Origin of the sequence: Streptomyces sp. 15-116A (assembly GCF_025290915.1) — a bacterium.
In the GTDB taxonomy this organism is placed as follows: domain Bacteria; phylum Actinomycetota; class Actinomycetes; order Streptomycetales; family Streptomycetaceae; genus Streptomyces.
Genome location: NZ_JAOCQE010000123.1, coordinates 1 through 18,137, shown reverse-complemented (window position 1 = coordinate 18,137; position 18,137 = coordinate 1). Strand labels below are relative to the sequence as shown.

The window sequence follows — 18,137 nt, the reverse complement described above, 5'->3', positions numbered from 1 at the left end:
GGCCTGCGAGCGGGCGGGCGTGGTGCTGCACCGCGCGTGGGCCGAGCGGCTGGTCCTCGTCGGGGAGCGGGCGGCGGGTGCGGTCACCGCCGACGGGACCGAGCTGGGCGCCGGGCAGGTGGTGCTCGCCGCGGGCAGCCTGAGCGGGCGGCTCGCGGGGGTGCCGGCGGAGGTACTGCCTCCGGTACGGCCGGTGAAGGGGCAGGTCGTACGGCTGACGATGCCCGCCGCACACGGGCCGTTCCTGAGCCGGACCGTGCGGGCGGTGGTGCGCGGCAGCCAGGTCTATCTGGTGCCGCGCGAGAGTGGCGAGCTGGTGATCGGGGCGACCAGCGAGGAGCTGGGCTGGGACACCACCGTCACCGCGGGCGGCGTGTACGAGCTGCTGCGCGACGCCCATGAGCTGGTGCCGGGGATCACCGAGCTGCCGCTCACCGAGACACGGGCCGGGTTGCGGCCGGGCTCGCCCGACAACGCGCCGCTGCTCGGGCCGACGGAACTGGAAGGGCTGCTGCTGGCCACCGGGCACTACCGCAACGGTGTGCTGCTGACGCCGGTCACCGGTGACGTCATGGCGCACGTGCTGGCCACCGGCGAGCTTCCCGAGGAGGCCCGGCCCTTCACGCCCCGGCGCTTCGGCGCCGCCGACGCACTCATGGAGCAGCCCGCATGAACATCTCGGTCAACGGGGAACCCCGGGAGATCGAACCCGGTACCCCTCTCGACGTCGTCGTGACGTCGCTCACCGCGGCGCCCTCGGGGGTCGCCGCGGCCCTCAACGAAACCGTCGTCCCGCGCGCGCAGTGGGCCTCCACGTCCCTCTCCGAGGGCGACCGGGTGGAAGTCCTCACCGCCGTCCAAGGAGGCTGATCATGGCCGACGATCCGTTCGTCCTCGGTGGTACGTCCTTCACGTCCCGCCTGATCATGGGCACGGGAGGGGCGCCGAGCCTCGATGTGCTGGAGCGGGCGCTGGTGGCCTCCGGGACGGAGCTGACGACCGTCGCGATGCGGCGGGTGAATCCCTCGGTGCACGGGTCGGTGCTGTCCGTGCTGGAGAAGCTGGGCATCCGGGTGCTGCCGAACACGGCGGGGTGTTTCACCGCCGGGGAGGCGGTGCTGACCGCGCGGCTGGCGCGGGAGGCGCTGGGGACCGATCTGATCAAGCTGGAGGTCATCGCCGACGAGCGGACGCTGCTGCCGGATCCGATCGAGTTGCTGGAGGCGGCGGAGACGCTGGTGGACGACGGGTTCACGGTGTTGCCGTACACGAACGACGATCCGGTGCTGGCGCGGAAGCTGGAGGATGTGGGGTGTGCGGCGATCATGCCCTTGGGGTCGCCGATCGGGTCGGGGCTGGGGATCCGTAATCCGCACAACTTTCAGTTGATCGTGGAGCGGGCCGGGGTGCCGGTGATTCTGGATGCGGGGGCCGGGACGGCTTCGGATGCGGCGTTGGCGATGGAGCTGGGGTGTGCGGGGGTGATGCTGGCGTCTGCGGTGACGCGGGCGCGGGAGCCGGTGTTGATGGCTGCGGCGATGCGGAGCGCTGTGGAGGCGGGGAGGCTGGCGCGGTTGGCGGGGCGGATTCCGCGGAGGTTGTTCGCGGAGGCGTCGTCTCCGGTTGAGGGGCTGGCGGTGTTGGATCCTGAGCGTCCTGCGTTCTGAACCGGCGTTGCTCCCCCGTTTCGTCTCCCACCCGCGCACCACCCGTTTCCAGTCGGTCGAGAGGTGGGCGCTCCCCGTGGGGGCGATCGCCGCCCGGCGGGTGCAGGTGAATCGGTCGCCGGCGGCTGCGGGTGCGTGGTCCCGTCGTGTGCGAGACGCGTCACAGGTGGGCTGCAATAGGGCGCCGGACAGGGGTGGACGGGGTGGGGGTGTCGGTTGTGGCTCGTAGACTCGCTGCGTGGACACGACCCTTCAGGACCCTCTGGTCGGGCAGGTGCTCGACGGCCGGTACCGCGTCGACGCGCGGATCGCGGTCGGCGGGATGGCCACGGTCTACCGGGCCGTGGACACCCGCCTGGACCGCGTGCTCGCCCTCAAGGTGATGCACCCCTCCCTCGCCGCCGACGGCTCGTTCGTCGAGCGGTTCATCCGGGAGGCGAAGTCGGTCGCGCGCCTGGCCCACCCGAACGTCGTGCAGGTCTTCGACCAGGGCACCGACGGGGCGTACGTCTACCTGGCGATGGAGTACATCGCCGGCTGCACCCTGCGGGACGTGCTGCGGGAGCGGGGCGCGCTGCAGCCGCGGGCCGCGCTGGACATCCTGGAGCCGGTGCTGGCCGCGCTCGGCGCCGCGCATCGCGCCGGGTTCGTGCACCGGGACATGAAGCCGGAGAACGTGCTCATCGGGGACGACGGCCGGGTCAAGGTCGCCGACTTCGGTCTCGTACGGGCCGTCGACACGGTGACGAACACCACGGGCACCGTGCTGGGCACGGTCTCGTATCTCGCGCCCGAGCAGATCGAGCACGGCACCGCCGACCCCCGCGTGGACGTCTACGCCTGCGGCATCCTGCTCTACGAGATGCTCACCGGTGAGAAGCCGCACGACGGCGACTCCCCCGCGACCGTGCTCTACAAGCATCTGCACGAGGACGTGCCGCCGCCGTCGGCCGCCGTGCCCGGGATGGCGTACGAGCTGGACGAGCTGGTCGCCGCGGCGACCGCGCGTTCGCCCGAGGTCCGTCCGTACGACGCCGTGGCGCTGCTCGCCCGCGTCCGCGAGGCGCGTGGGCGGCTCGGCGACGAGCAGCTGGACGCGGTGCCGCCGCAGGCGCTGGCGTCGGACCACGACAACGCCGACGACCGTACGAGCGTCATCCCACGCGCGCTGACGATGCCCCGTCCGCTGCCGGTCAACGAGGACGAGCAGGAGTCGGTGCACCACACCAGCCGGCTGCAGTCCCCGCCTCCGCTGCCGCCCCGGCGCCGGACGGCGATGGGGCGCCGCGGCCCGATGGCGGTCGTCGTCGCCGTGCTGCTGGTGCTCGGCGTCGGCACGGGGATCTGGTACATCAACTCCGGCCAGTTCACCAAGGTGCCGCCGCTGCTGGCGAAGACCGAGGACGAGGCCCGGGACCGGCTGGCGGACGCCGGCCTGGACGTCGGCGAGGTGACTCAGGCGTACAGCGACACCGTGAAGCGGGGCACCGTGATCAGCACGGATCCGAAGGCGGGTGCCCGGATCCGGGGCAACGACTCGGTGTCGCTGGTGATCTCCAAGGGCCCGCAGACGGTGCGTGTGCCCGACCTCGACGGCTACGCGCTGGACAAGGCGCGCTCCCTGCTGAAGGACGAGGGCCTGGAGCCGGGCATGGTCACCCGCGAGTTCAGCGAGGACGTGCCCCGGGGCTCGGTGCTGTCCACCGAGCCGGGCAAGGGCACCAAGGTCCGCGCCGGCTCGGCGGTGGCGCTCACGGTGAGCAAGGGCAGCCCGGTGGACGTGCCGGACGTGACCGGCGACGACCTGGCGGACGCGCGGGCCGAGCTGCAGGAGGCGGGCCTGAAGGTGAAGGTCGCCGCCCAGCGGGTCAACTCCGAGCACGACGCGGGCCAGGTGGCCCGGCAGACCCCGGGCGCGGGCGGCCAGGTCGCCGAGGGCGACACGGTGACGCTGACGCTGTCCAAGGGCCCGGAGATGGTCGAGGTCCCGGACGTGGTCGGCGACGACGTGGACAAGGCCAAGGAGAAGCTTCAGCGCGCCGGGTTCGAGGTCGACGAGGACCGGGGTCTGCTCGGGCTGTTCGGCGACACCGTCAAGGGCCAGTCCGTGGAGGGCGGCGAGACCGCGCCCAAGGGATCGACGATCACCATCAAGATCCGGTGACGGGACAGAGGACCGGATCCGGGGCCCCGGCCGGTGGGCGCCGGCGGTCATGACACCCTGAACGGGTGAAGAGTGAGCTCCCCCGCAACCCGATCGGCGGCCATGTGCCCGTGGCCGGCGGTCTGCATTCCGTCGGCCTGTCGTACGCCCGTGAGCTGGGCGCCGAGACCGTGCAGGTCTTCGTCGCCAACCCGCGCGGCTGGGCCACCCCGGTGGGCAGTCCCCGGCAGGACGAGGCGTTCCGGGCGGCGTGCGAGGAGGAGTCGATCCCGGCGTATGTGCACGCCCCGTATCTGATCAACTTCGGCTCCCACACCGAGGCGACCGTCGAGCGGTCGGTAATCTCGCTGCGGCACTCGCTGCGCCGGGGGCGGGAGATCGGCGCGCTGGGTGTGGTGGTGCACACCGGCAGCGCGACGGGCGGGCGGGAGCGGCCGGTGGCGCTGAAGCAGGTACGCGAGTACATGCTGCCGCTGCTGGACGAACTGACCCACGACGACGACCCGTTCCTGCTGCTCGAGTCGACGGCCGGGCAGGGTGCCTCGCTGTGCTCGCGGACGTGGGACTTCGGGCCGTACTTCGAGGCGCTGGACGCCCATCCGAAGCTCGGGGTCTGCCTGGACACCTGCCATGTGTTCGCGGCCGGGCACGATCTGACCGGGCCGAGCGGGATGCATCGGACACTGGATCTGCTGGTGGACACGGTCGGCGAGGGACGCCTGAAGCTGATCCACGCCAACGACTCGATGGATGTGGTCGGCGCGCACAAGGACCGGCATGCGAACATCGGCGCCGGCCATATCGGCGAGGACCCGTTCCGGGCGCTGATGACCCACCCGGCGACCGAGGGGGTCCCGCTGATCATCGAGACCCCGGGCGGCAAGGAGGGGCACGCGGCGGACGTGGAGCGGCTGAAGAAGCTGCGCGACGGCTGAGGACCGGGCCGGCGGTTCAGAGCCGGCCGGGCAAAAGGTTCAGAGCTCGGGGCCCTCCCCGGGCTCCTCCTGGTAGGAGTAGCGCTGTTCCTTCCAGGGGTCGCCGATGTTGTGGTAGCCGCGCTCCTCCCAGAAGCCCCGGCGGTCGGCGGTCATGTACTCCACGCCGCGGACCCACTTGGGCCCCTTCCAGGCGTACAGGTGGGGGACGATCAGCCGCAGCGGGAAGCCGTGCTCGGCGGTGAGCAGCTCGCCGTCCTTGTGGGTGGCGAACAGGGTGCGCTCGGAGGCGAAGTCGGCGAGCCGCAGGTTGGAGCTGAAGCCGTACTCGGCCCACACCATCACATGGGTGACGTCGGGGGCGGGCGGCGCGATCTCCAGGATGGTGCGCGCGGGGATCCCGCCCCACTCGGCGCCGACCATGCTGAATTTGGTCACGCAGTGCAGGTCCGCCACGACGGTGGTGTACGGCAGTGCGGTGAACTCCTCGTGGGTCCAGCAGTGCTTCTCGCCGTCGGCGGTGGCGCCGAACACCCGGAACTCCCAGCGTTCGGGCCGGAACTTGGGGACCGGTCCGTAGTGCGTGACCGGCCAGCCGCGCTGCAGTCGCTGTCCCGGCGGGAGCTCGAACCGTGCCGCTCCTTCTCCTGCGCGCTCCCCCGATTCGCGTTCCGCCGGCTGACCCATGTCTCCATCCTGACAGACCCGGACCGATGCCCATGACCAGCCCCCCTTACAGCCGGGCAAAAGCAAAGAAAGCCCTCAACTCGGACTAAGCATGTACTTACTTACTAAGTAGAGACTTACTGGACGATCTTCTGCACCGGTGGAATCATGCGGCGCAACCCGCCAGTTCCGTGTGGAAGGAGCCTTACGCGATGCAGGGCGACCCCGAGGTCATCGAGTTCCTCAACGAGCAGCTGACCGCCGAGCTGACCGCGATCAACCAGTACTTCCTGCACGCGAAGATGCAGGAGAACTTCGGCTGGCCCAAGCTGGCGAAGTACACACGGGCCGAGTCGTTCGACGAGATGAAGCACGCCGAGGTGCTGACCGACCGGATCCTGTTCCTGGAGGGGCTGCCGAACTACCAGCGGCTGTTCCATGTGCGGGTGGGCCAGACCGTCAAGGAGATGTTCGAGGCGGACCGGCAGATCGAGGTCGAGGCCATCGACCGGCTGCGCCGCGGGATCAAGGTGATGCGCGAGAAGGGTGACATCACGTCCGCGAACATCTTCGAGTCGATCCTCGAGGACGAGGAGCACCACATCGACTACCTCGACACCCAGCTGGATCTGCTGGAGAAGCTCGGCGAGGCGCTGTACATCGCCCAGCTGGTCGAGCAGCCGGAGAGCTGAGACCCCTCGGGGTGGGCGGCTAGGCCGCCTCGTCCAGTGCGTCCAGGCCGGAGACCTCGGCGAGCACCGGCTTGCCCTGGTCGGCCAGCTCGCGGCGCGGGCAGGCGCCCCGGCCGAGGATCGCCTGGATACGGCGGACGCACGAACCGCAGTCGGTGCCGGCCTTGCAGGCGGACGCTATCTGGCGGGGGGTGCAGGCACCGTCCTCCGCGTGCTTCTTGACCTGCTGCTCGGTGATGCCGAAGCAACTGCAGACGTACACGCGGGTCACCTCCCGATGGAGTGCAAGGGTCGTGCCATCCCGACCCTTGATCGGTGAGGCTAACCTAACCTTACCCGGCGCACAGTGGCCGCAAAAGTGGGGTGGGGCGCGGATCGTATGTGATCCGCGCCCCACCCCATGCGCAGGTCATGGCCGAGGCGGCTACTGGTCCCGGTACATCTCCGCGACCAGGAACGCCAGGTCCAGCGACTGGCTGCGGTTCAGCCGGGGGTCGCAGGCCGTCTCGTAGCGCTGGTGCAGATCGTCGACGAAGATCTCGTCGCCGCCGCCCACGCACTCGGTGACGTCGTCGCCGGTCAGCTCGACGTGGATTCCGCCCGGGTGGGTGCCGAGCGCCTTGTGGACCTCGAAGAAGCCCTTCACCTCGTCGAGCACGTCGTCGAAGCGGCGGGTCTTGTGGCCGGAGGCCGCCTCGAAGGTGTTGCCGTGCATCGGGTCGGTGACCCAGGCGACGGTGGCGCCGGATGCGGTGACCTTCTCGACCAGCTCGGGGAGCTTGTCGCGGATCTTGTCCGCACCCATGCGGACGATGAAGGTCAGCCGGCCGGGCTCGCGCTCCGGGTCCAGGCGCTCGATGTACTGCAGCGCCTCCTCGGCCGTCGTGGTCGGGCCGAGCTTGATGCCGATGGGGTTGCGGATCTTCGAGGCGAACTCGATGTGCGCGTGGTCCAGCTGCCGGGTGCGCTCACCGATCCACACCATGTGCGCGGAGACGTCGTACAGCTGCCCGGTGCGCGAGTCGACGCGGGTGAGCGCCGACTCGTAGTCGAGCAGCAGCGCCTCGTGCGAGGAGTAGAACTCGACGGTCTTGAACTCCTCCGGGTCGGCCCCGCAGGCGTGCATGAAGTTCAGCGCCTGGTCGATCTCGCGGGCGAGCTGCTCGTAGCGCTGGCCGGACGGGGACGACTTCACGAAGTCCTGGTTCCAGGCGTGCACCTGGCGCAGGTCGGCGTAACCGCCGGTGGTGAAGGCGCGCACCAGGTTCAGCGTGGACGCCGACGCGTGGTACATGCGCTTGAGCCGCTCGGGGTCCGGGACGCGGGCCTCTTCGGTGAAGTCGAAGCCGTTGACGGAGTCGCCCCGGTACGTCGGCAGGGTGACGCCGTCGCGGGTCTCGGTCGGCTTGGAGCGCGGCTTGGAGTACTGGCCGGCGATCCGGCCCACCTTCACCACGGGCACGGAGGCGGCGTACGTGAGCACGGCGCCCATCTGGAGGAGGGTCTTGAGCTTGGCCCGGATGTGCTCGGCGGACACCCCGTCGAATGATTCGGCGCAGTCGCCGCCCTGGAGCAGGAACGCCTCTCCTCGAGCGACGGCAGCCATGCGCGCGCGCAGTTGGTCGCACTCGCCGGCAAAGACGAGCGGGGGATACGTTTCCAGCTCGGCGATCACATCGCGCAGAGCCTCGGCATCCGGGTACTCGGGCTGCTGCGCCGCGGGCAGGTTTCGCCACGTCGCCTGAGCGGCGACGCTTCGGGAATCAGCGTTCACGGTCACGTGCTCAACAGTACGCGTTCGGCCGGGGCGTCCATCCCGCCGCTCAATCCGTGAGACGTGTGTGCCCCGCCGACCGGGCGAGGCACACCGCCATCCCCGCAGCGGCGGGGAGCAAGCAGCGCCCATCTGAAGCAGTGTTTTGAGCTTCGGGCCATCCCCGCGTCGGCGGGGAGCACTCGCGTCAACGACGCGGATCGGCATCAGGTCACGCTCGTGCTTCGCATCGCCGCGCGCGGTGCCGTCAGGGCCAGGCGGCGGTGGGTGCGGCGGAGCATCAGGCGGGCCATCACGGGGTGGGCGTGGCGGACCACGGCCCAGTACAGGCGGCCCCGGCGGTTGTGGAGGCGGACGACGGAGGAGAGGGTGACCTTGCCGGCAGCCTTGTCCAGCAGGAGCGAGGCGCGGTAGTCGAGGTGGCCGACGTTCTCGCCGAGCAGGATCTCGTCGTGCGTGCGGTCGACGACCGGGGAGCCTCGGAGGACTCCCTCCCAGGCGGCCAGGTCGGTCGGCATGCCGGGGCGCAGCTCCAGGGCGTAGGCATCGGTGTAGTCGGGCTTCGGGAAGGCGGCGCGCAGCAGGGCGGCCCCTGCGGGTACGTCGACGGCGGCCGGGCGGTCCCAGGCGAGCCGCTGGAGCAGGCGGACGTACCGGCCGGGACGGAAGGGGCGGGCGAGGGAGCCGGTGGCGGCCAGCTCGGCGTTGTCGAACAGCTCCTCGATGACCGTGTCGTGCCCGGCACGCACCGCCAGCAGCCAGGCGAGGCGCTCCATCGGTGGCTGGTCCTGCTCGAGGACGTGCCGGATGCGGCAGCGGTCCGAGCCGAGGGGCTCGACCGAGAGTTCGTGGAAGCCGCCCGACGGCGCGTCGAAGGCGAAGCGGATGCGGCGGCCCGGCTCGTACGCGGCGACCGAGTAGCGCACCGGGCCGTGGCCGCCGACGGCCCCGACGGACAGCGGGCGGTCGAAGCGGATCGGGGACCAGGCGGGGCTCGGGAAGAGCGGGTCGTCGGCGCCGGCGAGCCGGTCCAGGAGGGCGCCGACCCGTTCGGCGGGCGCGGCCAGGATGCGGTCGTGAACGTTGCGTACAGTGCCCATTCGGAGCACCTCCATACGGTGGCGTATGGTCAACCGTACGGTACCGTATGGTCATGGTGCAACAGCCCCCTCGTAAGACCACCGCCAAGGGTTCCGGCAAGGCTCCCGCCAAGGCCCGGCTCAGCGCCGACGACTGGGCCGACGCCGCGCTCGCCGCGATGAGCGAGGGCGGGCTCGCCGCCGTCGCCGTGGAGCCGCTGGCCGCGCGGCTGGGCACCACCAAGGGCAGCTTCTACTGGCATTTCGCCAACCGGGACGCGCTCATCGGGGCGGCGCTGGAACGCTGGGCGCAGACGCAGACCGAGGCGCTCATCACCGAGCTGGAGACGGAGCCGGACCCCGAGCGGCGGCTGCGGCTGCTGTTCGCCGAGGCGATCGGGTCGGCCGCCGACGACCCGCTGGAGGTCTCGCTGCTGGCCACCGCCGACGACCCGCGTGTCGCGGCGGTGCTGGGCCGGGTCACCGAACGCCGGGTCGCCTATGTGGCCCAGCTCTTCGCCGAGGCCGGCTTCCCCGAACCCGAGGCACGACGCCGCGGACTGCTCGCCTACAGCGTCTATCTCGGCCATGCCCAGCTCGCCCACGCCGTCCCCGCCAGCCTTCCCGAGGGCGCCGGGCTGACCGAATATCTCGATCGCAGTCTCGATCTGCTGCTGATGCGCTAGGGTCGAGGCCATGTTCGCGCACTCGACCCAGATCCAGAACTGGTGGTGGACCGCTCATCCGGCGGCCCACTGACTGCGCGTAGCCACAGACTCCGCGAAGGCCGCCCGAGGGGCGGCCTTCGGCGTTTCCCGCGGCGGCCGGCTCCTCTCGTCCTGAGAACCCCTGAGAAGGAGCCACGGACCATGAACCTGCTCGGCTTGCTGGACGATCCCCGCCCGTTCGCCCTGCTGCGCCGCCGCACCCCGGGTCACGACCACGGCAGGGTCGAGGTGCTCATCGGCCCGGTCGCCGATCACGACCGCCTCGCCGACCTGCCCGACGAGGGCCTCGCGCTCGTCCCGTTCCGGCAGATCCGCGAGCGCGGCTTCGACGTCCGCGACGACGGGACCCCGCTCACCGTGCTGACACCCGAGGAGTCCCACACGCTGTCCCTGGAGGACGCGCTGGCCCAGCTCCCGGCGCATGACGTGCGCGTGGAGGGCGGCGGATTCGACGTCGGGGACGAGGAGTACGGCGAGATCGTCGGCCGGGTCCTGCGAGACGAGATCGGGCGGGGCGAGGGCGCCAACTTCGTGATCCGGCGGACGTACGAGGGCGAGATCCCGGGGTTCGGCCGGGCCGACGCCCTCGCCCTGTTCCGGCGGCTGCTGGTCAGCGAGCGGGGCGCGTACTGGACGTTCGTCGTGCACACCGGACATCGAAAAGGACCCGAAGGGCCTTCCTTGGAAGGGCGACGAGGGGAGACGGGCGGGCGGACGCTGGTGGGCGCCAGTCCCGAGGTGCATGTGCGGGTGTCCGGCGGGACGGTCGTCATGAACCCGATCAGCGGCACGTACCGCTACCCCGCCGAGGGGCCGACCCCCGAGCACCTGCTCGGCTTCCTCGCCGACGGCAAGGAGATCGAGGAGCTGTCGATGGTGGTCGACGAGGAGCTCAAGATGATGTGCACCGTCGGCGACAGGGGCGGGGTGGTCGTCGGGCCCCGGCTGAAGGAGATGGCGCATCTCGCGCACACCGAGTACGAGCTGCGCGGCCGGTCCACGCTGGACGTGCGGGAGGTGCTGAAGGAGACCATGTTCGCGGCCACCGTGACCGGGTCGCCGGTGCAGAACGCCTGCCGGGTGATCGAGCGGCACGAGGCGGGCGGGCGCGGCTACTACGCGGGCGCGCTGGCGCTCATCGGACGGGACGCCGGCGGGGCGCAGACCCTCGACTCCCCCATCCTGATCCGTACCGCCGACATCGACGCGGCCGGGCGGCTGCGGGTACCGGTCGGGGCCACGCTGGTGCGCGGCTCGGACCCGGCGAGCGAGGTCGCGGAGACGCACGCCAAGGCGGCCGGGGTGCTGGCGGCGCTGGGCGTACGGCCGTCACGTCCGCGGGCGGAACAGGCGCGCCCCCGGCTCGCCGACGACCCCCGGGTGCGGGCAGCCCTGGACGGGCGGCGGGCCTCGCTGGCGCCGTTCTGGCTGCGGATGCAGGAGCGGTCCGACGACCTGACCGGGCACGCCCTGGTCGTCGACGGGGAGGACACCTTCACGGCGATGCTCGCGCACGTCCTGCGGTCGAGCGGCCTTGAGGTGACCGTCCGGCGCTACGACGAGCCGGGGCTGCGCGAGGCGGTGCTCGGGCACGCGGGGCCGCTGGTGCTCGGGCCCGGTCCCGGCGACCCCTCCGACCTCGCCGACCCGAAGATGCGGTTCCTGCGCGCCCTGACCGCCGAGGTGATCCGGGATCACCGGCACGGCGTGCTGGGTGTGTGCCTCGGCCATGAGCTGATCGCGGCCGAGCTGGGGCTGGAGATCGTCCGCAAGGAGGTGCCGTACCAGGGGGCGCAGACGGAGATCGACCTGTTCGGGCGGCCGGAGACGGTCGGCTTCTACAACAGCTTCGTGGCGCACTGCGACGAGGACGCCGCCCGGGAACTGGCCGCGCACGGCGTCGAGGTCAGCCGCAGTACGTCGTCCGAGGTGCACGCGCTGCGGGGTCCGGGCTTCGCGGGGGTGCAGTTCCATCCGGAGTCCGTGCTGACGCTGAACGGGGCGGCCGTCGTGCGGGAGCTGATGGGTCAGCTGCGCGGGACCAGCACGTTCTCCGAGCGGCGGCCCGCGCTGTAGTCGAGGACGTTGTTCACCGTGGTCTCGATGATCTGGCTGACGGCGTCCACCGTGTAGTACGCCTGGTGGGACGTGACCAGCACGTTCGGGAAGGTGACGAGGCGGGCCAGGGTGTCGTCCTCGATGGCGTCGAGGGACTTGTCGAGGAAGAACAGGCCCGCCTCCGCCTCGTACACGTCGAGGCCGACGCCGGTGAAGCGGCCGGCGCGCAGCTCGGCGACGAGGGCGGCGGTGTCGATGAGGCCGCCGCGGCTGGAGTTGATCAGCACGGCGTCGTCCCGCATGGTCTTGAGGGCGGGTCCGTCGATGAGCCGGCTGGTCTCCGGCATCAGCGGCACGTGCAGACTGACCAGGTCGGACTCGGCGAGCAGCCGCTCCTTGGGGACGTAGGTCATGCCGAGGTCCAGGCAGGCGGGGTTCTCGGTGATGTCCCAGCCGAGCAGCCGCATGCCGAAGCCGTGGGCGATGCGGGCGAAGGCCTCGCCGATCTTGCCGGTGCCGAGGATGCCGGCGGTGCGGCCGTGCATGTCGCGGCCCATCAGGCCGTCGAGGCGGAAGTCGAAGTCGCGGGTGCGGGTGGAGGCGCGGACGATACGGCGGTTGACGGCCATGGCGAGCGTCCAGGCGAACTCGGCGACCGAGTAGGGGGAGTAGTACGACACACGGGCGACGGTCAGGCCGAGCCGTTCGGCGACCGTGAGGTCGACGTTGTTGAAGCCGGTGGAGCGCTGGGCGATCATCCGGGTGCCGCCGGCCGCGAGGCTCGCCAGGACCTCGGCGCCGAGGTCGCAGTTGACGCTGGTGGAGATCACCTCGTGGCCGGCCGCGATGGGGGCGGTGTCCGCGTTGAGGAAGACGTCGAGCCCGCGCACCTCGTGGTGGCCCTGGAAGGCCCGCTCGATCAGGGGCCTCTCGTCGGCCTGCACTCCGAACGCCAGGATCTCCACGGGGTCCCTCCGGGGTCGTGCCGGGAATGGTGCCGTACGGGCGCGAATATACGGGGCGCCGTGCGGAGGTGTCCGTCAGCCGAAGAACACGCCGATCTCCTCGTACAGCTTCGGGTCCACCGTCTTCAGGCGGGCCGTGGCGGCGGCGATCGGCACGCGCACGATGTCCGTGCCGCGCAGCGCGACCATCTTCCCGAAGTCGCCGTCGCGCACGCAGTCGATGGCGTGCAGTCCGAACCGGGTGGCGAGCCAGCGGTCGAAGGCGCTGGGCGTGCCGCCGCGCTGGACGTGCCCGAGGACGGTGGTGCGGGCCTCGTTGCCGGTGCGCTTCTCGATCTGCTTCGCCAGCCACTCCCCCACCCCGGACAGCCGGACGTGCCCGAAGGAGTCCAGCGACTGGTCCTTGAGCACCATGTCGCCGTCCTTCGGCACCGCGCCCTCGGCGACGACGACGATCGGGGCGTACGACGCCCTGAAGCGGGAGGTCACCCAGGCGCACACCTGGTCGACGTCGAAGGGCTGCTCGGGGACGAGGATGACGTTCGCGCCGCCCGCGAGGCCCGAGTGCAGGGCTATCCAGCCGGCGTGACGGCCCATCACCTCGACGACCAGGACCCGCATATGGGACTCGGCGGTGGTGTGCAGGCGGTCGATGGCCTCGGTGGCGATGCCGACGGCGGTGTCGAAGCCGAAGGTGTAGTCGGTGGCGGACAGGTCGTTGTCGATGGTCTTGGGGACGCCCACGCAGGGAATGCCGTGCTCGTCGGCGAGCAGCGCGGCCACACCGAGGGTGTCCTCGCCGCCGATGGTGATGAGTGCGTCGACCCGCAGTTTCTCCAGGGTGTCCTGGATGCGGCGGATGCCGTTCTCCTCGTTCAGCGGGTTGGTGCGCGAGGAGCCGAGGATGGTGCCGCCGCGGGGCAGGATGCCGCGGACGGCGGGGATGTCGAGGCGGACGGTGCGGCCCTCGATCGGTCCGCGCCAGCCGTCCCGGAAGCCGGTGAAGTCGTAGCCGTACTCCTGGACGCCCTTGCGGACGACGGCCCGGATGACGGCGTTGAGGCCGGGGCAGTCGCCGCCTCCGGTCAGTACTCCGACGCGCATGGCACAAGTCCCTTCGCCGCAGATGGCTGACGAAGGGTCAGTGTGACGGGCGTCTCACTCGTCGTCGAGGCCGCGTTCTATGGCGTAGCGGACGAGTTCCACGCGGTTGTGCAGCTGGAGCTTGCCGAGGGTGTTCTGCACGTGGTTCTGCACGGTGCGGTGGGAGATGACGAGCCGTTCGGCGATCTGCTTGTAGCTCAGGCCCTTGGCGACCAGGCGCAGCACCTCCGTCTCCCGCTCGGTGAGCCGGGGCGCCTTGGAGCTGTCGTCGTCGGGGGCGGGCGCCGGTTCGGAGGCGAGGCGGCGGTACTCGCCGAGGACGAGTCCGGCCAGGCCCGGGGTGAACACCGGGTCGCCGACGGCGGTACGGCGTACCGCGTCCTGCAACTCCTCGGTGGACGCCGACTTCAGCAGATAGCCGGTCGCGCCCGACTTCACCGCCTCCAGCACGTCCGCGTGCTCGCCGCTCGCGGAGAGCACCAGCACGCGCAGCGCGGGATTGTGGGCGACGACCTCCTTGCAGACCTGGACGCCGGGCTTGCCGGGCAGGTTGAGGTCGAGGACCAGCACGTCCGGGGCGGCGGCCTTGGCGCGGCGTACGGCCTGGTCGCCGTCGCCCGCCGTGGCGACCACCTCGAAGCCGGACTCGGACAGGTCGCGGGCGACGGCGTCGCGCCACATGGGGTGGTCGTCGACCACCATGACCTTGATCGGGCCGCTCAGGTCCCGGCCGGTCTCCGTCATCTCTGTTCCGCCTTCCCCCGTGCGTTGTTCGCGTCGTTCACGGCCTTCGGTACCTTCAGCTCGACCTCCGTGCCCTGGCCGGGCACCGAGATCAGTTCCGCGCTGCCGCCCAGGTCGCGCAGCCGCCCGCGGATCGACAGGGCCACCCCGAGCCGTCCCTCGCCCTCGGCCTGGGCGAGCCGTCCCTCGGGGATGCCGGGTCCGTCGTCGCGGACGGTGACGATCACCTCGTCCGGTTCGTCCTCGACGAGGATCCACGCGCGTGCCTGCTCCCCGGCGTGCTTGCGGACGTTGTCCAGGGCCGCTCCGACGGCGGCGGCCACCTCCCGCGCGGCGGCCGGCGCGAGCCACACCGGCGCACCGGGCTCGGCGAGGCTGACGCGGGCACCGGCGTACGGGGCGAGCAGGGCGCGCAGGTCGACCGGTTCGTCCCCGCTGTGGTCGTCGGCCACCTCCACGGTGCGGACGACCGCGCCCTCGGTGGAGTCCTCCGACACCCGCGACACCGGCACGAGCCCGCCGGAGACCAGGGTCCGCAGGGCGACCTCCTGCTCACCGGCGAGCCGGCCCAGCTCGGCCGCCTCGCCGCCGATCACCGCGCCGCGCCGCTGCACCATGGCGAGCACCTGGAGCACGCTGTCGTGGATGTCCCGCGCGAGCCGCTCCCGCTCCCGGGTCGCGGCCTCGATCTCCAGGGCGCGGGCGAGGGTGCGCTCGGAGGCGCGGGCGACCTCGACGACGTAGCCGATGGCGATGGAGGCGACCCACACGAGGATCACGTTGTGCACGGTGTCGCGGGCCGGGCCGCCGCGTTCGACCAGGTTGGCCACGGCGACGAGCGTGGAGGCGAGGGCCGCCCAGCGCCAGCCGCCCTTGATGGCGAAGGCCAGCACGGAACCGGCGGTCCATATCGACGGCAGCGTGGGGCCGCCGGCGTGGATCCGCTCGGGCGAGTCGGCGACGAGGGTGAGCAGGATGCCGGTGAGCGCGATGGTCAGGTCGACGGCGAGGAAGGGTTTGGTGCAGCTCGCGGCGTTCTGCACGCGCGGCAGCGTCGCCAGCGTCCAGACCGCCAGCACCGCGTAGTACGCGACGGCGATCCAGGGGCGGGCGAACTCCTCATGCGCGGTGATGAACAGCCCGATGGCGTACAGCATCGTGAGCACGCGGTACGCGGTCAGCGCACGCCACAGCGGCAGCTCGACCGACATCCGCATGACCCGCTCGCGCTTGGCCAATTCCCCCACCCCCGACTCGGAGGGCCGCAGCCTACTCCGACTTCCGCTGTTCCTTCGCGGCCTGCGCGAGCGCGGCCTTCGCCGCCTTCCCGGCCTGCTTCCCGGCTTCCTTCTCGGCCTTGGCCGCCTCCGTGAGCTGCCGCTTCATCGCGGTCGCGTACATGTCGACGTACTCCTGGCCGGACAGCTTCATGATCTCGTACATGACCTCGTCGGTCACCGCGCGGAGCACGAAGCGGTCGTGCTCCATGCCCTGGTAGCGGCTGAAGTCCAGCGCCTTGCCGATGCGGATGCCGGGCCGCATCAGCTTCGGCATCACCTTCCCGGGCGGCTGGATCTTCTCCGTGTCGATCATGGCGACCGGGATGACGGGCGCGCCGGTCGCCAGCGCCACGCGCGCGAGGCCACCGGGCTTGCCCCGGTAGAGACGGCCGTCGGGCGAGCGCGTGCCCTCCGGGTAGATGCCGAACAGCTCGCCGCGCTCCAGCACCTCGATGCCGCTCTTGACGGCTGCCTCACCGGCGCCGCGCGCACCTGAGCGGTCCACGGGCAGCTGGCCGACGCCCTTGAAGAAGGCGGCCGTGAGCCGGCCCTTCACCCCGGGGGTGGTGAAGTACTCGGCCTTGGCGATGAAGGTGACCTTGCGGTCCAGCACGGCCGGCAGGAAGAACGAGTCGGAGAACGACAGGTGGTTGCTGGCCAGAATCGCGGGGCCCTCGGCGGGGACGTTCTCCAGGCCCTCCACCCAGGGCCTGAAGGCGAGCTTCAGCGGCCCCCCGATGGTGACCTTCATCGCGCCGTACAACAACCGAGTGCCTCCTGTGTGTGTCGCTCAGACCTTAACCCCAAGCCTCGTCGAAGGCGCCGACGGCCCTGGTCGGTGTCAGTGCGGTCGCGTACGGTGAAGGTCCTGCAACCGCCGTCCCAGGAACAGGAGGCCGAAGGTGCCGCTCCTGACCGGAGCCGAGCCGTTTCGCCACGAGGGCGGCGAGACCGCCGTCCTCCTCTGCCACGGCTTCACGGGTTCGCCGCAGTCGCTGCGCCCCTGGGCGGAGCATCTGGCCGGGCAGGGCCTGACGGTCGCGCTGCCGCTGCTGCCCGGGCACGGCACGCGCTGGGAGGACCTGAAGGTCACCGGCTGGCAGGACTGGTACGCCGAGGTGGACCGCGAGCTGCGGCTGCTGCGGGACCGGTGCGAGCGGGTGTTCGTGGCCGGTCTGTCCATGGGCGGCGCGCTCGCCCTGCGCCTGGCGGCGAAGCACGGCGACGCGGTGAGCGGGGTGCTGGTCGTCAACCCGGCGAACCGGGTGCACGGCCTCGCGGCTCACGCCCTTCCGGTGCTGCGGCATCTCGTTCCCGCCACGAAGGGCATCGGCAGCGACATCGCCCGGCCGCTCGACCGTGAGCTCGGGTACGACCGGGTGCCGCTGCACGCGGCGCACTCCCTGCGGACCTTCCTCAGGCTGCTGGACCGCGAGCTGCCCCAGGTCACCCAGCCGTTGCTGCTTCTGCGCAGCCCGCAGGACCATGTGGTGCCGCCCGCCGACTCGGCCCGGATCCTCGCCCGGATCTCCTCCACGGACGTGACCGAGATCCTGCTGGAACAGAGCTACCACGTGGCGACGTTGGACTACGACGCGGAGCGGATCTTCCAGGAGAGCACCGCGTTCATCGGCCGGCTCGCACCCGGCGCCGTCAAGGAGCCCGGTCTCGGCAAGGGTCTCGGCAAGGAAGGGACGACCGCAGGTGGCTGAGCACGACTCGGAGCGCGAGGACCGCGAGGAGCGCGAGCGGCCCGAGGGCCATGAGCCGGAGGAGCAGCGCGTCCCCTTCGACGAGGACGCCGCGTGGGCGGCGATCGTCGCCGGGTACGGCGAGGAGCCGCCCGACCCGCCGGGGGCCAAGCCCTTCAAGTCGGTGGAGGATCTGGCGCTGCTGGAGCCCGAGACGAACGGCGAGCAGACCGTGGACGGCGAGGCCCCGGCGGCGGAGAAGGCGGGCAGCGAGCCCGCCAAGCCGCTCGGCAGCTCCGTCGCCTTCGCGCCCGGGATCGGCCCGCGTGACTACAGCGCGCCCGAGCCGTCCGACGACGACCTCGACGAGAGCGACGAGGGCCACTTCGTCCCGCCGGAGCCGCCGCCGCTGCCGGAGGCCGACGTCACGTCGAAGTTCGCCTGGCTGGGAGTGCTGGGCGGGCCGGTGCTTCCGGGGGTGGCGGCGCCGGTGGCAGTGGCGCTGGCCTCGGGCTTTCTGATGGCCGTGGGCTTGCGGGCGCCGAGGCCGCGTCCGAGGGCGTGCGGGGGAGCGTGTCCGACGGGGCGGC

20 protein-coding genes are annotated in these 18,137 nt (G+C 71.5%); 11 read left to right on the top strand and 9 right to left on the bottom strand.

The window, feature by feature from the left end; all coding sequences use genetic code 11:
* The 5 genes from N4P33_RS20070 to N4P33_RS20050 all read left to right on the top strand — a co-directional run.
* The coding region (locus N4P33_RS20070) for an FAD-dependent oxidoreductase (protein ID WP_260828024.1) at positions 1–673 on the top strand (673 nt) is incomplete at its 5' end.
* The gene (gene thiS, locus N4P33_RS20065) at positions 670–870 is read left to right on the top strand and encodes a sulfur carrier protein ThiS (protein ID WP_260828023.1); all 201 of its coding nucleotides are present in this window, start codon (positions 670–672) and stop codon (positions 868–870) included. The genes N4P33_RS20070 and thiS, both read left to right, overlap by 4 nt.
* A 2-nt stretch (positions 871–872) precedes the next feature.
* A complete protein-coding gene (locus N4P33_RS20060; protein ID WP_260828022.1) occupies positions 873–1,667 on the top strand; it encodes a thiazole synthase in 795 nt (264 codons plus the stop codon).
* A 238-nt stretch (positions 1,668–1,905) separates the two neighbouring features.
* The gene (pknB, locus tag N4P33_RS20055) at positions 1,906–3,831 is read left to right on the top strand and encodes a Stk1 family PASTA domain-containing Ser/Thr kinase (protein WP_260828021.1); all 1,926 of its coding nucleotides are present in this window, start codon (positions 1,906–1,908) and stop codon (positions 3,829–3,831) included.
* 65 nt (positions 3,832–3,896) lie between these two features.
* Entirely contained in the window at positions 3,897–4,766 is an 870-nt protein-coding gene (locus tag N4P33_RS20050; RefSeq protein ID WP_260828020.1) for a deoxyribonuclease IV, read from the top strand.
* Between the two features lie 39 nt (positions 4,767–4,805).
* On the opposite strand, the gene N4P33_RS20045 is transcribed toward N4P33_RS20050, so the two are convergent.
* Entirely contained in the window at positions 4,806–5,453 is a 648-nt protein-coding gene (locus tag N4P33_RS20045; protein ID WP_260828019.1) for a sulfite oxidase-like oxidoreductase, read from the bottom strand.
* Positions 5,454–5,644: 191 nt separating this feature from the next.
* Between N4P33_RS20045 and bfr the strand changes: the two genes are divergently transcribed.
* Positions 5,645–6,124: a bacterioferritin gene (gene bfr / locus N4P33_RS20040; protein WP_260828018.1), complete on the top strand. Its 480-nt coding sequence runs from the start codon at positions 5,645–5,647 to the stop codon at positions 6,122–6,124.
* Positions 6,125–6,143: 19 nt separating this feature from the next.
* On the opposite strand, the gene N4P33_RS20035 is transcribed toward bfr, so the two are convergent.
* From N4P33_RS20035 to N4P33_RS20025, 3 genes are all read right to left on the bottom strand, one after another.
* The gene (locus N4P33_RS20035; RefSeq protein ID WP_260828017.1) at positions 6,144–6,395 is read right to left on the bottom strand and encodes a bacterioferritin-associated ferredoxin; all 252 of its coding nucleotides are present in this window, start codon (positions 6,393–6,395) and stop codon (positions 6,144–6,146) included.
* Between the two features lie 153 nt (positions 6,396–6,548).
* On the bottom strand, positions 6,549–7,898 hold the full coding sequence (locus tag N4P33_RS20030; RefSeq protein WP_399029797.1) for a class II 3-deoxy-7-phosphoheptulonate synthase: 1,350 nt from the start codon (positions 7,896–7,898) through the stop codon (positions 6,549–6,551).
* A 206-nt stretch (positions 7,899–8,104) separates the two neighbouring features.
* Positions 8,105–8,998, bottom strand: coding sequence for a DUF2867 domain-containing protein (locus tag N4P33_RS20025; RefSeq protein WP_260828015.1), 894 nt, complete (start codon positions 8,996–8,998; stop codon positions 8,105–8,107).
* 47 nt (positions 8,999–9,045) lie between these two features.
* Here N4P33_RS20025 and N4P33_RS20020 point away from each other — a divergent pair, with 47 nt between their 5' ends.
* The 3 genes from N4P33_RS20020 to N4P33_RS20015 all read left to right on the top strand — a co-directional run bounded on the left by N4P33_RS20020 (position 9,046) and on the right by N4P33_RS20015 (position 11,781).
* Positions 9,046–9,663: a TetR/AcrR family transcriptional regulator gene (locus N4P33_RS20020; protein ID WP_260828014.1), complete on the top strand. Its 618-nt coding sequence runs from the start codon at positions 9,046–9,048 to the stop codon at positions 9,661–9,663.
* Positions 9,664–9,673: 10 nt separating this feature from the next.
* On the top strand, positions 9,674–9,736 hold the full coding sequence (locus N4P33_RS35710; protein WP_384770181.1) for a trp operon leader peptide: 63 nt from the start codon (positions 9,674–9,676) through the stop codon (positions 9,734–9,736).
* Between the two features lie 110 nt (positions 9,737–9,846).
* Positions 9,847–11,781 carry an anthranilate synthase family protein gene (locus N4P33_RS20015; RefSeq protein ID WP_260828013.1) on the top strand — a complete coding sequence of 645 codons (1,935 nt, stop codon included), beginning with the start codon at positions 9,847–9,849 and terminating at the stop codon, positions 11,779–11,781.
* Here the strand turns inward: N4P33_RS20015 and N4P33_RS20010 are convergent.
* From N4P33_RS20010 to N4P33_RS19990, 5 genes are all read right to left on the bottom strand, one after another.
* Positions 11,733–12,728 (bottom strand): 2-hydroxyacid dehydrogenase, encoded by a 996-nt coding sequence (locus N4P33_RS20010; RefSeq protein WP_260828012.1) that lies wholly within the window; start codon positions 12,726–12,728, stop codon positions 11,733–11,735. The two genes, N4P33_RS20015 and N4P33_RS20010, sit on opposite strands and share 49 nt — an antisense overlap.
* A gap of 75 nt (positions 12,729–12,803) precedes the next feature.
* Positions 12,804–13,832, bottom strand: coding sequence for a 6-phosphofructokinase (locus N4P33_RS20005; protein WP_260828011.1), 1,029 nt, complete (start codon positions 13,830–13,832; stop codon positions 12,804–12,806).
* 54 nt (positions 13,833–13,886) lie between these two features.
* Positions 13,887–14,576 (bottom strand): response regulator transcription factor, encoded by a 690-nt coding sequence (locus tag N4P33_RS20000; RefSeq protein WP_260828010.1) that lies wholly within the window; start codon positions 14,574–14,576, stop codon positions 13,887–13,889.
* The gene (gene macS / locus N4P33_RS19995) at positions 14,573–15,814 is read right to left on the bottom strand and encodes a MacS family sensor histidine kinase (RefSeq protein ID WP_260828009.1); all 1,242 of its coding nucleotides are present in this window, start codon (positions 15,812–15,814) and stop codon (positions 14,573–14,575) included. The genes N4P33_RS20000 and macS overlap by 4 nt, the downstream gene beginning before the upstream one ends.
* Before the next feature lie 31 nt (positions 15,815–15,845).
* Entirely contained in the window at positions 15,846–16,607 is a 762-nt protein-coding gene (locus N4P33_RS19990; protein WP_260828025.1) for a 1-acyl-sn-glycerol-3-phosphate acyltransferase, read from the bottom strand.
* Positions 16,608–16,758: 151 nt separating this feature from the next.
* Between N4P33_RS19990 and N4P33_RS19985 the strand changes: the two genes are divergently transcribed.
* Entirely contained in the window at positions 16,759–17,568 is an 810-nt protein-coding gene (locus tag N4P33_RS19985) for a carboxylesterase (protein ID WP_260828008.1), read from the top strand.
* A partial coding sequence (locus tag N4P33_RS19980; RefSeq protein ID WP_260828007.1) for a hypothetical protein occupies positions 17,561–18,137 on the top strand: 577 nt, incomplete at its 3' end. The genes N4P33_RS19985 and N4P33_RS19980, both read left to right, overlap by 8 nt.